This window comes from Nocardia sp. A7, assembly GCF_046549215.1.
In the GTDB taxonomy this organism is placed as follows: Bacteria; Actinomycetota; Actinomycetes; order Mycobacteriales; family Mycobacteriaceae; genus Nocardia.
Map to the genome: position 1 here is coordinate 959,252 of NZ_JAJPWE010000002.1, position 12,500 is coordinate 971,751.

At 67.4% G+C, this 12,500-nt stretch carries 12 protein-coding genes; 5 read left to right on the forward strand and 7 right to left on the reverse strand.

The annotated features are described in order from the left end of the window. The first annotated feature begins 46 nt into the window (after positions 1-46). Together ACLJPD_RS15850 and ACLJPD_RS15855 are read left to right on the forward strand one after the other, a co-directional pair. Positions 47-1,573, forward strand: coding sequence for a class I adenylate-forming enzyme family protein (locus ACLJPD_RS15850; protein ID WP_410872883.1), 1,527 nt, complete (start codon positions 47-49; stop codon positions 1,571-1,573). Positions 1,574-1,594: 21 nt separating this feature from the next. After that, entirely contained in the window at positions 1,595-1,894 is a 300-nt protein-coding gene (locus ACLJPD_RS15855) for a hypothetical protein (RefSeq protein ID WP_410872885.1), read from the forward strand. A 66-nt stretch (positions 1,895-1,960) separates the two neighbouring features. Here the strand turns inward: ACLJPD_RS15855 and ACLJPD_RS15860 are convergent, their stop codons facing one another. Further along, the gene (locus tag ACLJPD_RS15860; protein WP_410872886.1) at positions 1,961-2,767 is read right to left on the reverse strand and encodes an acyl-CoA thioesterase; all 807 of its coding nucleotides are present in this window, start codon (positions 2,765-2,767) and stop codon (positions 1,961-1,963) included. Between the two features lie 69 nt (positions 2,768-2,836). Here ACLJPD_RS15860 and ACLJPD_RS15865 point away from each other — a divergent pair, with 69 nt between their 5' ends. The 3 genes from ACLJPD_RS15865 (at position 2,837) to ACLJPD_RS15875 (ending at position 5,518) form a co-directional block, all read left to right on the forward strand. Continuing rightward, positions 2,837-3,718 (forward strand): acyl-CoA thioesterase, encoded by an 882-nt coding sequence (locus tag ACLJPD_RS15865; protein WP_410872888.1) that lies wholly within the window; start codon positions 2,837-2,839, stop codon positions 3,716-3,718. Between the two features lie 13 nt (positions 3,719-3,731). Beyond that, a complete protein-coding gene (locus ACLJPD_RS15870) occupies positions 3,732-4,124 on the forward strand; it encodes a DUF427 domain-containing protein (RefSeq protein ID WP_410872890.1) in 393 nt (130 codons plus the stop codon). 566 nt (positions 4,125-4,690) lie between these two features. Beyond that, complete coding sequence (locus tag ACLJPD_RS15875) at positions 4,691-5,518, forward strand: HpcH/HpaI aldolase/citrate lyase family protein (RefSeq protein ID WP_410872892.1); 828 nt, start codon at positions 4,691-4,693, stop codon at positions 5,516-5,518. Between the two features lie 81 nt (positions 5,519-5,599). Here ACLJPD_RS15875 and ACLJPD_RS15880 read toward each other — a convergent pair whose 3' ends face one another. The 6 genes from ACLJPD_RS15880 to ACLJPD_RS15905 all read right to left on the reverse strand — a co-directional run bounded on the left by ACLJPD_RS15880 (position 5,600) and on the right by ACLJPD_RS15905 (position 12,498). Then, positions 5,600-6,232 (reverse strand): DUF305 domain-containing protein, encoded by a 633-nt coding sequence (locus tag ACLJPD_RS15880; protein WP_410872893.1) that lies wholly within the window; start codon positions 6,230-6,232, stop codon positions 5,600-5,602. Continuing rightward, positions 6,229-7,770, reverse strand: a complete 1,542-nt coding sequence (locus tag ACLJPD_RS15885) for an LVIVD repeat-containing protein (protein WP_410872895.1) — start codon at positions 7,768-7,770, stop codon at positions 6,229-6,231. The genes ACLJPD_RS15880 and ACLJPD_RS15885 overlap by 4 nt, the downstream gene beginning before the upstream one ends. A gap of 201 nt (positions 7,771-7,971) precedes the next feature. Next, the gene (locus tag ACLJPD_RS15890; RefSeq protein WP_410872896.1) at positions 7,972-9,243 is read right to left on the reverse strand and encodes an MlaD family protein; all 1,272 of its coding nucleotides are present in this window, start codon (positions 9,241-9,243) and stop codon (positions 7,972-7,974) included. Then, on the reverse strand, positions 9,240-10,340 hold the full coding sequence (locus ACLJPD_RS15895) for an MlaD family protein (protein WP_410872897.1): 1,101 nt from the start codon (positions 10,338-10,340) through the stop codon (positions 9,240-9,242). The genes ACLJPD_RS15890 and ACLJPD_RS15895 overlap by 4 nt, the downstream gene beginning before the upstream one ends. After that, complete coding sequence (locus ACLJPD_RS15900) at positions 10,337-11,437, reverse strand: MlaD family protein (RefSeq protein ID WP_410872898.1); 1,101 nt, start codon at positions 11,435-11,437, stop codon at positions 10,337-10,339. The genes ACLJPD_RS15895 and ACLJPD_RS15900 overlap by 4 nt, the downstream gene beginning before the upstream one ends. After that, entirely contained in the window at positions 11,434-12,498 is a 1,065-nt protein-coding gene (locus ACLJPD_RS15905; protein WP_410872899.1) for an MCE family protein, read from the reverse strand. The genes ACLJPD_RS15900 and ACLJPD_RS15905 overlap by 4 nt, the downstream gene beginning before the upstream one ends. Between the last annotated feature and the right edge of the window lie 2 nt (positions 12,499-12,500).

Sequence of the window (12,500 nt, forward strand, 5' to 3'; positions counted from 1 at the left end):
CGGCCCTCAGCGTGCCGTCGAGCGGTGCGGGCGGAGAGGGCGCGACATGAGCATTTCGCTGCTGCTGGAAATGGCGGCGTCGAGCAACCCCGATCGGCAGGCGGTGGCCTGCGGGCAGGTGCACTGGACCGTGGCGCGACTGCGGGAGCTGGCACAGGGAGGGGCCGGTGTGGTGGCCGACTCCGGCGCTCGCAGCCTCGTCTATGTCGGGACCGGCGGGCATCTGCTACCGCTGTTGCTGTTCACCGCCGCTGACGCTTCGGTGCCCTTCACGCCACTGAACTACCGGCTCGGTGCCGATGCCCTCGGTGCGCTGATCGCACGACTCGACACCCCGCTGCTCGTCTGCGATGACGAGTTCCACGAGATCGTCGCGCGCGAGGTATCGGGTTCCGGTGTGGCCGTTGTGCGTTCGGCGCGGTTCCTGGAACAGGCTGCTGTGGCCGCGCCGGTCTCGGTGGCGGCGGATCCCGAACAGGTCGCGGTCGTGCTGTTCACCTCCGGCACCACCTCGACCCCGAAAGCGGTCGAACTCACGCACAACAACCTGGTCAGCTATATCACCGGCACGATCGAATTCGATTGCGCCACAGCGCAGGACGTGGCGTTGGTGTGCGTACCGCCTTATCATATCGCCGGTATCGGTGCGGCGATGTCACACCTGTACGCCGGACGAAAAGTGGTGTACCTGCGCGCGTTCGACGCGGCCGAATGGATCGCCGCGGTCAATCGCGAGGCGGTCACCACGGCAACCGTCGTGCCGACGATGCTCGCCCGCATCGTCGCCGAGCTGCAACGCACCGGCGCGACGCTGCCGTCGCTACGGACCCTCGCCTACGGTGGCTCCAAGGTCGCCCTGCCGCTGTTGCGGTCAGCACTGAACCTGCTGCCCGAGGTCGGTTTCGTCAACGCCTACGGCCTGACCGAAACCAGTTCCACCATCGCTGTTCTCGGGCCGGATGAGCACCGCGCCGCCCTGACCTCGGACGATCCGGCGGTGGCGCGCAGGCTCAGTTCGGTCGGCACCCCGGTCCCCGGTATCGAGCTGCAGATCCGCGACGCGAGCGGTGCCGTGCTGCCCGCGGGCCGGACGGGTGAGCTCTACGTGCGCGGGCCCCAGGTATCGGGTCGCTACACCGGGATCGGCTCGGTCCTCGATGCGTTCGGCTGGTTCGCGACCAAGGATGTGGCCGAACTCGACGTCGACGGATTCCTGTATATCGGTGGACGTTCCGACGACACCATCATCCGCGGCGGGGAGAACATCGCCCCGGCCGAAATCGAAGACGTGCTGGTAGAGCACCCCCGGGTGCGCGAGGTCGTCGTCATCGGGATCGATGATCCGCAGTGGGGTCAGATCATCGTCGCGGTGGTGGTACCGGACGGGGACCGCGAGCCGGACCCGCAGGAGTTGCGTGAGTTCGTCCGCGCGAGCCTGCGCGGCTCGCGAACCCCGGACCGGGTCGTTTTCCGGAACACGCTGCCCGCGACGCCGACCGGGAAGATCCTGCGGCGCGACCTGGTCGCGGAGTACAGCTCGCAACCGGTGCCCGGCGGCACCGCGGGTAGATAGTCACAGAAGGAGAAAGTGCCAATGGTCAACAACGGTGCGCGACTGCGCAGCCAGGTGTGTGACACCGAAGTCATCGTGGTGAAAGCGGGCAGCAGTCTCGACGATCTGCGGGCCGGGGGAGTGCCGATGATTCCACTCGAGAATGCGCGGGCCGACGGTGAGCCCGACGTGAAATTCGCTGACGGGAATGTGCTGGGAAAGCGCTACGTCGACGAGTCCGGCGCCGAGGTTCTCGTGACCAAGGCGGGTGCGGGCACGCTCAGCATTGGCACCGAGCCGCTGGCCGTGAAAGGTGCTGCGCCGCTTCCGGCAAGCGACTGACCTGCAAGGGCGACCGGGCCGCCGACACAATGGTGTCGACGGCCCGGTCCGCTATGTGCACGTGTTTCACGGGCGCGTGCGGAACATCGCCTCCTGGGCGTAGGAGGCCACCAACTCGCCGTTCTCGGTGAGCACGTCGCCGCGGCCGAAGATGCGGCCTTCGGCCAGGATCGGGCTGTGCTGGCGCAGCACCTGCCAGGCGTCGCTGCGGACCGGCCGATGGAACCACAGCGTGTGGGAGGTGACCGCGGACAGGAATTGCGTGCCGTTGCCGGTGTGGCTTATCCCGTCCTCGGGTCGCAGTGCCGTCCCGATCAGGGTCAGGTCGGTGGCATAGGCGGTCAACGGGGCACTCAGTTCCGGTGCGACCGGTGGGGTGCGCATCCACATCGTGTACGTGGGCGGACCGGCCGCGGTGCTGTCGAGGTCGTCGGTGGAGCGGGCCTCCCACGGCAGCAAGGGAAACGCCACCTCGTGCTCCGGGCCGAGCGGTTCGTCGACGGCCGGCAGGGTCTGGCGCCCAGGGCCGTCCTCGGGAGTGTGGAGCGAGGCCACGGACGTCGCGATCACCTGATCGCCCTGGTAGGCGAGGAGGGTGGCGGTGGCGAAGGAACGGCCTTCGTGCTGGATGGTCGCCTCGTACCGGATCGGTGTGTCCGACCGTCCCTCTCGGGTGAAGACCGTGTGCAGCGACTTCACGCTCTTGTCCGGGACGGCGAGCCGGGCGGCCACCACGAGCTGTCCCAGGATCTGACCGCCGAAGACTCGGTGGTAGGGCAGGGTCTGGTTCACGGCCTCGTAGGCGATGGTGTCGGTGCTCGCCGCCGGTTTCAATTCCAGGCACGCGAGCAGGTCGTTCCACATGTCGGGCATGCAATCAGTGTAATATACATTCTCATTGGAAGAGAATGCCCTTCTCGGCATTGGTGCGACGGAGGTCGAATGGCGATCACACCGGATCAGCAGACGTCGGCGATGTCGTCCGTCTCGGAGATGCTGCGGATCTTCGACGTCGAGCCCGACGGTCCGAGCAGCTTCGTCGGCGCCAGCGATGGCGGCGCGCGACAGGTGGTCGACGGTACCCAGTTGCTGGCACAATCTTTGGTCGCCACCGCGAAGACGTTGCCGGACAAGGTTGTTCGGTCGGCGCACGCGGTGTTCAGTCGCGCGGTCGACGCTGCGGTGCCGGTGCGGTTCACCGTGGATGTGACGCACTGCGGCCGTTCCATGGCGAGCACCGTGGTCGCTGTCGAGCAGGCAGGCCGACGGTGTGCCACCGTATCGGTGCTGGCCGATACGCCGACCGAAGACGTTGTGCGCCATCATGTGCCGCGCCCCGCGGTGCCGGGGCCAACGGTCGCGCTGCCCGCGAATATGCCCATGATCGGCCGGAATCTGCGCGTCGTCGGAGTCGCCGATGTGAACGACCCCGACGAAGTGGGCCCGCCGGAACTGCACGCATGGCTGCACTACGACCCGGTTCCCGAACGCGACGATCTGGGCAAGGCGCTGTTGGCCCACTTCACCGGGCACTTGTCGGTGTCGACCACCCTGCGAGCGCACCCCGGGATCGGCACCGCGCAGGCGCACCACGGCCTGTCCACCGCGGTCATGACCGTCTCGGTGCGGTTCCATGAGCCGGTCGAGTGGGCGGGATGGTTGCTGTACTCCCATGAGAGCATCCAGATCGGCGCCGGAATGTCGTGCGTGCGTGGACTGGTGCACACTGAAAGCGGCCGATTGCTCGCCTCGTTCACCCAGGAAGCGATGATCCGCAGGCCGCGTGTCGACGAGGCGACAGTGCCCGCGCGCGCGAGGCTGTGACAGGAGGATTTCGATGACCGATCACCCCGGGTTCGTGACCCGCCCCGACTACCGGATAGACATCCACGCCCGCCGCAACCGGGTCACCGTCCACGTGGGCGGGCTGCTGGTCGCGGAATCGGTGCGGGCGCTGCTGGTCGACGAGCAGGATCACGGAGTCGTCTTCTATCTGCCCCGCGAGGATGTCGGCGTCTCGCTGCGCAGAGTCCCCGATTACCGCACTACGTGCCCGTTCAAGGGCGAAGCCACCTACTGGCGCTTCGACGGCGACGGCGACGAGCCGCTGGTGTGGAGCTACGAGGACCCGGCCCCGCAGGTCGCGCGGCTGCGCGGACACGTGGCGTTCTACCAGGATCGGGTGACACTGCGCGTCGGTGCCGCGACGCCTGCTGTCAGCGGTCGCTGAGCGGTCGGCGCCGGGAGGACCTGTCCCAGCGCTGACGGGCTCATCGGCCGCGGTTCTCGCGCGGGGCTCCCCGCCATCCGCACGGGAGCCCGCAGGTCGGCTGCAGTGTCGTGTCCGTGCGTCCGTCGGCGAAAATGCGCAGCGTTTCGGTGGCCTCGGCGGGATAGCCGCAGTCCGGGCATTTCTCGAAGAAGTCGAGTGCCTGGTGGACCGCCTGCGACTGGGGCTTCTCCTGGGGGGCGGGTAGATTCGGGCGCGGCGACGCAACGACGACATCGGGCCGCCGCCGCCGGACATCCGCGGTTCGAGGTGCACCTTTGCGTGCTGCGGCGCTGCCGGTGGTGTGTGTTCCCATGATGTCCGTTTTCTGTGTGATCAGTCTGCGTCGCAGGTGCGGAGAATCGCATTTTCATCCTATCTGGTACCAGTGGATCTGTGACGGCCAATTGCGGCGAAATATGTTGAACTACAAGCGAGAATGACGTTATCGTTGATGCCATGAACTGGTACGTCGATGGACGAAGTGAACAGGGCTGCCGCACGGTGACGGCGAGTGGAGCCGTTCGATGAGCGGGGAACCGATCGGCCCGGTGTGGATGTTCTGTCCGGCGGACCGCGCCGAGCGGTTCGCCAAGGCGGCGGCGTGCGCGGACACGGTGATCCTGGACCTGGAGGACGGTGTCGGTGCGGACGCGAAAGTCGCTGCGCGCGAGGCGATCCGGGGATGTGAACTGGATCCGGCGCGGACCATCATCCGGATCAACCCGCTGGGTTCGGCGCATTTCGCGCTCGACATCGGCGTCATCGAGCGCACGCCCTACCGCCGACTCATGCTCCCGAAAGCCGAAACCGGCGACATCCCGTCGGTATTGGGCGGCTACGACATCGTCGCACTGGTGGAGACCCCGGCCGGTGTTCGGCAGCTCGACGACATCGCCCGGTCGCCCACGGTGATCGCCGTGATGTGGGGTGCCGAAGACCTCGTCGCCGCCCTGGGCGGAAGCTCGTCCCGGCACGCGAACGGCACCTATCGCGATGTCGCCAAGCACCTGCGCTCGGCCACGCTGCTCGCGGCGAAAGCCCACGGCAAGCTCGCTGTCGACGGGGTCTATCTCGACATCCCCGATCTCGACGGACTGGCCGCGGAATCCGTCGACGCCGTCGCTTCCGGATTCGACATCAAGGTGGCCCTGCATCCCACGCAGGTCGCGGTCATTGCCGATGCGTACCGCCCCGAGGCCGGCGAACTCGACTGGGCGCGGCGCGTCCTGGCCGCGGCGCAGCACTCGCGGGGAGTCTTCGCCGTCGACGGTGCGATGGTGGACGCGCCGATCCTGACCCATGCTCGCCGGATCGCCGCACGCGCGGATGGTGCGTACACCGACCGGCGGTAGCGAATGGTGTCGACGACTCAGATCGCGGACCGGGCCATATTCGTGCCGCCGAGTCAGGGTCGACGCGGTGTGGCGGCGGGTTCAACCGCCACGTCGAGCGAGTAGTAGGTCGAGCAGACCGGCCTCGCGCCCCTGCTCGGTCACCATGCCGCGCGCTGTGCGCTCGACTTCGCCGCCGGCGAGCAGTGCGTCGGCGGCGGCGGCCATCTGGATTCCCCCGTAGTGGTGGCGGCGCATGAGCTGGAGGAACAACACCGCCGCCTGCTCGCCGCGGGCGGCGCCGAGCTGGTCGAGTTCGGCGGTGCTCGCCATTCCCGGCATCGCCGGGCTGCCCGGCGTCGGGGCCGTAGCGCTGTGCCTGTGTGCCTCGGACTGCTGCATCCAGGCCATGGGATGCGCGGCGGTGACCGGTGCGTCGACCAACCGCAACCAGCCGAGCAGCATTCCCAGTTCGGTGCGCTGGGTGTCGGCTATCTGGTCGGCCAACGTCGTCACCGATGGCTCCACACCGGGATCGAGTCGCTGCACCAGCATCAATGCCTGAGTGTGATGGGCGACCATGTCCTGCGCGAAGCCGATTTCGGTCGCGTTCAACACCGGCCGTCGCGTGGGTTCATCCGAGATCAGCACCGGCCGCATCGCCATGCCCATCGACAGCAGCAACACGGCGAGACCCGCCATAGTCACCACACGGAAAAGGCTGTGCTGGTTCATGATCCGGTGATCGATGCCTGATCGGCGGGCGGGGTGTACACCGTGGGTGCGAGCTCGAGCGCGAGAAATCCGTTGTCCGCGCAAGTGGTCCACAGCTGGTTCCCACGCCACTCGGGCGGCGAGAAGCACCAGTCCGTGGACAGGTCACCGGAAGTCAGCATGCCGGTGCGCGAACTGAGTGCCTGCTGCGGATCGAACTGTCCCTGCAGTATCGCCTGAACCACGCTCGGCGCCGCGAGCAACGGTGGCCCGATGATCGAGGTGCGCGCGTGCAGCGAGTTCGACAGCTCGGCGTTCTCGTCGATGCGCGCGGGCGGGTTGAAGTAGGCGATCTCACGAATCGCCGCAGGATCGCGCACGTCGAACACGCGGATGCCGGAGGAAGTCCAGCTGCAGGCCAGCGCGGTGGGGTCGGTCGGTCGGTCGGCGGCGCAGTAGTGCGCGTCGTAGGCGAACAGTGAGCCGCCCGAGGCCGAGGCGATCAGGCTGTCCTGGTTCTCCGCCAGGTTGATCGCGAGTTTGATCGACTGCGCCAACCGGGGTCGGCGATCGTCGCTGACATCGATGAGCTTGACCCCACCAGAACCCGCCTCGTCGACGGCGAACACATAGGGCACCCCCTGGTAGGTCACGGGAACGGCATGCTGGGTCGCCCAGCCGTCGGACCATGGCATATCGGCCAGTTCCAGCACGCGCGGTTCGGCGTCACGACGCTGCACCGTGCTGATGTCGAGGACCTTGAGACCACCGGTGTTGTTGGCCAGATACATTCGGTTGCCATCGGGTGAGATGCCGAATCCGTGCATCGACAACCCGGCCAGGCCCTGCCAGATCACGTGTGGGTTCGCCGGATCAGTGAGATCGACGGCGCTGAGTAGCCCGGGCGCGGTTCCCGATGCCCAGTAGGTCCGCCCGTCCGGGGAGAAGCCGCCCTCGTGAGCGGTGATCGGTATCGGCTGCGCCAGGTCGGTTCCAGGGCCCGGATTGAGCAGACGCGGGTGCGCGCAGTCCGAGATGTCATAGACCGACAGCAGCCCCGCACCGGTCAGTGCGGGAACGCCTGCCCCGACCAACAGTTTTCGCGCCGCGTTGACCTTGAGGGTTTCCCAGGTCCCCGCGAGCATGGCGGGTTCGGTGAGAGTCGCGGTGTGTACCGCCGCGGTCGGGTCGGCGACATCGAGCACGCGCACGCCTGCGTCGGGGCCGAACGGATCTCCGGCGAAGATGCTGCCGATATAGGCGCAGTGGTCGTAGGTCACCGAGGTGACACCGCCACCGCGGGCCGCCGAGCTGCCGAGCAGGCGCATATTGCATCGGAAGCCGTCACGGCTGCGGCCGCTGTCACGGTCGACGGCGGGAACATCGCCCTGCAGTCCGGTTTCCGGGAGGGATCCGGGCGAACAGTCGGCCGGGCTCACCGCCTGCCCCGTCGGTGCACCGGTGGCCGGCTGGATGGATGCCGCGCCGAGCGGCATCAGCAGCGTTACCGCCGCGACGGCGGCGCAGCGTCGCGCCGTCCGTGTGTACAAGGAGGTCATGGGTTGGAATCGGCCCCGAGAATGGGGTCGCCTTTCATGGAAGCTGTTGGCGGCTGCAGCATTCAGATGCAGCCGTCGTCTGCCACATCCATGAGTAACCGTGTTACTGATTGCGCGACGCTACCACTGGAGGACGATGGAGAGAGCTGAATCGGCAGTATTCGCACACGCCGTCGGGTGTAGTGCCCGCGAAGTCTGTCGTCAGCGCGGGACCGGGGCGTAGGGGCCGCCGTAAGGAGTCGGAATGGTCAGCGGTCCGGTCGGCGCTGGGCCGGCGGTCTGATAGGGGTCACCGACCGGGGGAGGCCGCACGGGGTCGTCGGTGGGGCGGGGAGCGTTGCGCGCGCCGCGCGGCATCAGGGTCGGGTCGGGGTCGGTACAGTCCGCGTTCACGTACGGATCGGCGTAGTCGGGAGTGGAGCCGGCCCGCCGCGGCACGTTGTAGTCGCAGGCGTAGCGGGGATAGATGCTGGCCAGTGCCCACACGCCCCCGTCATGGAATGCCGAGGTCACCGCATCGAGGGCCGAGCCGGCGCGTTGCCGGGGGAAGAAGAATTCGTTGAGGGCCGGGATTCGGGAGTAGGCGACCTGGGAGACAGTGACGAGGTTGCCCAGCAGTTGGACCATCGTCGGTGAGTTCTGCGCGAGGATGATGTCGAGGGTGGAGAGCAGCGGTGGTGTCTGTGCGACGAGCTGTTCGAATCCACCGGTCATCGAGGACACGCCGCCGAGCGTGGTGGACAGGTTCGTCGAGGTGGACCGCAACGCGTCCTGACCGTCGTGCAGCGTGGTCAGCACGACTCTGCTGTTGCGCAGCAGGTTCACCGTCTGGGGCAATGTCGTGTCCAGGGTCGAGATGAGGAACGTCCCACCGTCGATGATCGCCGCGAGCTTGTCGGGGCCCGTCTGGCCGACACCCAGTTCCGCGGAGATCGCCGCGAGCCGGGCCGGATCGATCTGAGACAGTGTGCCGCTGAGGCTTTCGAGCATGTCCGACATCGGCACCGGCGTGGACGTGCGATCGGCGGTGATCAGCGCACCGTCGGTCAGATAAGGTCCGTCGTCACCGGCCGGGACGAAATCGAGGTACTGCTCGCCTGCCGCGGACAGGGCCGCGGCACGGACTTTGCCGGAGGTGGGAATGCGAACATGCTCGTCGATCGCGGCGACGACGACCACAGCCTCGCCGGCGACCGCGACGGAATCGATGCGCCCCACGCGAACCCCGCGCAAGGTGACCTCCTGTCCGGGCAGTAGTCCGCCGGATCGGTCCAGTTCGACGCGGACCTGATACGGCCGACTCAACGGATCGATGCCGAGGGTGTTGAAGATCAGATGTCCACAGGCGCCACCGAGAATGGCGAACAGGCCCAGTAACGAGACCACCACCCGATAGCGGTGTGCGCGGCGGACTCCGCCGACGAGCAGGGCGGCGGGCCCTTCCCACACACTGCGGCGCGAGGTCTCGGTCATCGTGGCCCGCCTTCCAGACGGTTGCCCAGTCGGGCGAGCATGTACTGGAGCGAGCCGACGAAGGCCGTCCAGTCGGTGAGATCGGGAGGTCGGGCACCGGAGGTGGCGGGGTATGCGGGATCGGGGATCGCGATGCCGGTCACGTCGGCTTTGACGTGACCGTTGGGGCCACTGATCATTTTGATGACGATGCCCAGCATGGTGTTGATCTCGCCGAGGTCGGCCTCGGGGTTGATGGCCGCGGCGTTGAGACCGGCGGCGAGCCGGTTGATATTGGCGGCCATGCTCGTGGTGTTGGTGCCCTGGACGCTGGGGAACCGGGCGAGCTGGGTGGCGAAGGTGTCGATTCGCTCCACCAGCGTGACGATCGAACCGGTGTTCTCGGCCAGCACCTGCATCGCCGGTCCGGCCGCGGCGACGGTATCGGACAGGGTGCCCTGCTGGGCGGCGACGGTCGCACTGAGATCGGCGGCGGAGTGCAGGAGTTCGTTGATCTGTCCCGACCGGGCCGAGAGTGAGCCCAGCAGTGTGCGGGTCTCGGTGAGCAGTTCGGCGAGTCGCTCACCGCGACCGCCGACGTGCTCGCTGAGTGCGGAGATCACTGTGGTGAGATATTCGATGGTGCCGCCGCTGACCAGAAGTGATGCGCGAGTGAGCATTTCCTCGATCGTCGACGCGGCCGAGGTCGATTCCAGCGCGATCGCGCTGCCGTCGTCGAGGGCGGCGGTGCCGGGCTCGATGATCCGAGGTGGTTTCATCGCGACGAAGACATCGCCCATCGGGGTGGCCGAGCGCAGTTCTGCCGACGTGCCGACGGGAAGACGCACGGTCGAGGTGATCCGCAGCGTGACCACCGCGGTGTAGTCGCGCGCCGACATCGAATCGACCTGGCCGATGTCGGCGCCGTTGAGCTTGACCTTGGCTTTGGTCGGGAGGTTGAGGGCGTTGGAGAATGTCGCGGTGAGGGTGTAGGTGTCACCACTGAGCCCCGGTGCGGGCAGTGGCAGCCGGTCCAGCCCCACGGCGCATCCGGTGGCAGACAAGGCGAGCGTGGCGGTGGCGGCGACGATCCGAATCACCCTGTGGTGGCGTGTCATCGGCCGTTCTTTTCCGCGATGCCCGCCAGGATGGCGGTGATTCCGAAATCCGGGCCCATGTCGCGCATGGTCCCGGTGGCGCAGCCGAGATTCTGCAGCTGCAGCAGGTTGCAGACCTCCTTGACCATCTGGCCGTCGAGCAGTAGCCGGTTGATGTCGACCGAGGCGCGGAGCGCGCCGACGTTCTGATCGACGGCGTGGTAGGCGTTGTCGACCACCATGGGAAACACGTCGAGGAACGCGGCGAGGTTGTAGTCGTAGGCGGCCAGGGAACCGGTCAGGGTGTTGGCGTCGGTCGTCAAGCCGGCGATGGTGCCCTGGTGGCGTCGGACCAGGTCGGTCACAGCCACGATGATTCTGTTCATCGCGGCCCCGGTCGCGCCGGTACCCAGTTGCTGTTCGGCCAGAAAATCAGTGAGTTGCGCTACGGCACCGCCGAATTCACGCAGTGTCACATCATTGCGCGCGGCTGCGGCGGTCAGTGCGTCGAGGTCGGTGACGACGGTGGTGATCGCGTCGCGGGTGGCGGCACCGTGATCCTCACCCAGTTGCAGCGCGCGGGAAAGTTCGCCGAGCGCGGCCCGCATGTCCGCACCGTTGCCACTGGTCGCCGCGGATCCCAGAGTCATCAGGTCCGCGACCGGCCCCGAGCCGTTGCCGTCGCCGCCGAGCGAGCCCGACAGTTGCTGGGCCATCGACAACAGGGCGTCGAACTCGACCGGAGATTTCGTGTGGGCCGTGTCCAGTACCGCACCCGTGCGCAAAGTGGGCCCGCCTCGGTAGACCGGGGTGAGTTCGACGTGGCGGTCGGTGAGGATCGAGTCCGAGATCGTGACCGCCTGCACGTCGGCGGGCAGCCGAATGCCGCCGTCGATGCGCATCTGGACTTCGACCGCGGTGCCGTGGGCTCGGATGCGCACGATCCGGCCCACGCGCATCCCGAGAACCGAGACTGCGTTGCCCTCGTAGAGGCCGTTGGCGTTGGCGAATTGGGCGGTGATGGTGGTGGAAGTGTCCGCGCCGGACGAGCATCCGGCCAGACACGCCGCGGTCAGGCTGACGATGGCCAGTTTGAAGGTGGACAGGGTGACGCTCATCGGCAGTCCTGGAGGTAGGGGGCTCGGCCCGCGGCGACAGCGGTGGTGCTCAGCGCGCACATCCAGGAGTCGATGAAAGCTCCGTCGGGGGCGTTGGCGTTCAGTTCCGCGCCGGTGCCCGTGGCGTTGGCGAACATTCGCCATGGCACCGGCAGGATTTGCAGGATGTTGCGGAGTAGGTCGTCGTGGCTGCTGAGCATCGCGGTCATCTCGCGCAGGTCGGTCAGCAGTTGTTCGATCTCGGCCGCCTCGCCGACCACGAGCGGTTCGAGTCGCCGGACCAGGGTGGTGACCGCGTCGAGCAGTCGGCGCAGCGCTTCCTGTCGGGTGACGATGTGGCCGAGCACGGTGCTGCCCTGAGCGATGACCGCGCCGATCTCGCCCTGTTGAGCAGTGATGACGCTGCTGACCTGACTGGTTGTGGTGAGCAGGTCGCCGATCTGCTGGCGGCGGGTGGCGATGACGGTCGACAGGGATCGCACGTCTCGCAGAATGGCGGGGATCAGGGCGGGTACGCCGTCGAGTCCGTGCGAGAGCGCCGTCATCGACTGGGCGATCTGGTCGGCGTCGAGTTGATCGAAGGTGGTGGTGGCGTCCTGGAGCGCGGTCTCGAGGTCGTACGGGACCGCGGTGTGCGACAACGGAATTCGATTTCCGGGCAGCGTGCCGACGCCGTTCGAGCGCAGTTCCACATAACGCGAGCCCAGCAGCGTGGTCAACTTGATCGCGGCCGCGGTGTCTGCCCCCAGGGTGACCTCTTCGTCGATCTTCATGGTCACCTCCACGCGGTCACCGACCAGCGCTGTGCCGGTCACCGTGCCCACCGGGATGCCGGCCCAGGTCACCGAATCGCCCGCGGCGATCCCGGCGGCCTGCGCGAATTCCGCGCGCCAGGTCCGCGACCCGAGCTGGAGCGAATTGACGGTGACCATCGTGACCAGCAACAGCACCATCGTGAGGACGGCGATGAGTCCGATGCGCAGCGACTGATCCGTGTCGGAGACGCCTGCCGTGCCGGGACGCGGCAGCCGACGGACGAGGGCACGCAGTGTCTTCATCATGG

Bases quoted from the DNA above. Each gene is read 5' to 3' on its own strand.
- ACLJPD_RS15850 (WP_410872883.1), top strand. From the start codon at position 47: ATGAGCATTTCGCTGCTGCTGGAAATGGCGGCGTCGAGCAACCCCGAT.
- ACLJPD_RS15855 (WP_410872885.1), top strand. From the start codon at position 1,595: ATGGTCAACAACGGTGCGCGACTGCGCAGCCAGGTGTGTGACACCGAA.
- ACLJPD_RS15860 (WP_410872886.1), bottom strand. From the start codon at position 2,767: ATGCCCGACATGTGGAACGACCTGCTCGCGTGCCTGGAATTGAAACCG.
- ACLJPD_RS15865 (WP_410872888.1), top strand. From the start codon at position 2,837: ATGGCGATCACACCGGATCAGCAGACGTCGGCGATGTCGTCCGTCTCG.
- ACLJPD_RS15870 (WP_410872890.1), top strand. From the start codon at position 3,732: ATGACCGATCACCCCGGGTTCGTGACCCGCCCCGACTACCGGATAGAC.
- ACLJPD_RS15875 (WP_410872892.1), top strand. From the start codon at position 4,691: ATGAGCGGGGAACCGATCGGCCCGGTGTGGATGTTCTGTCCGGCGGAC.
- ACLJPD_RS15880 (WP_410872893.1), bottom strand. From the start codon at position 6,232: ATGAACCAGCACAGCCTTTTCCGTGTGGTGACTATGGCGGGTCTCGCC.
- ACLJPD_RS15885 (WP_410872895.1), bottom strand. From the start codon at position 7,770: ATGACCTCCTTGTACACACGGACGGCGCGACGCTGCGCCGCCGTCGCG.
- ACLJPD_RS15890 (WP_410872896.1), bottom strand. From the start codon at position 9,243: ATGACCGAGACCTCGCGCCGCAGTGTGTGGGAAGGGCCCGCCGCCCTG.
- ACLJPD_RS15895 (WP_410872897.1), bottom strand. From the start codon at position 10,340: ATGACACGCCACCACAGGGTGATTCGGATCGTCGCCGCCACCGCCACG.
- ACLJPD_RS15900 (WP_410872898.1), bottom strand. From the start codon at position 11,437: ATGAGCGTCACCCTGTCCACCTTCAAACTGGCCATCGTCAGCCTGACC.
- ACLJPD_RS15905 (WP_410872899.1), bottom strand. From the start codon at position 12,498: ATGATGAAGACACTGCGTGCCCTCGTCCGTCGGCTGCCGCGTCCCGGC.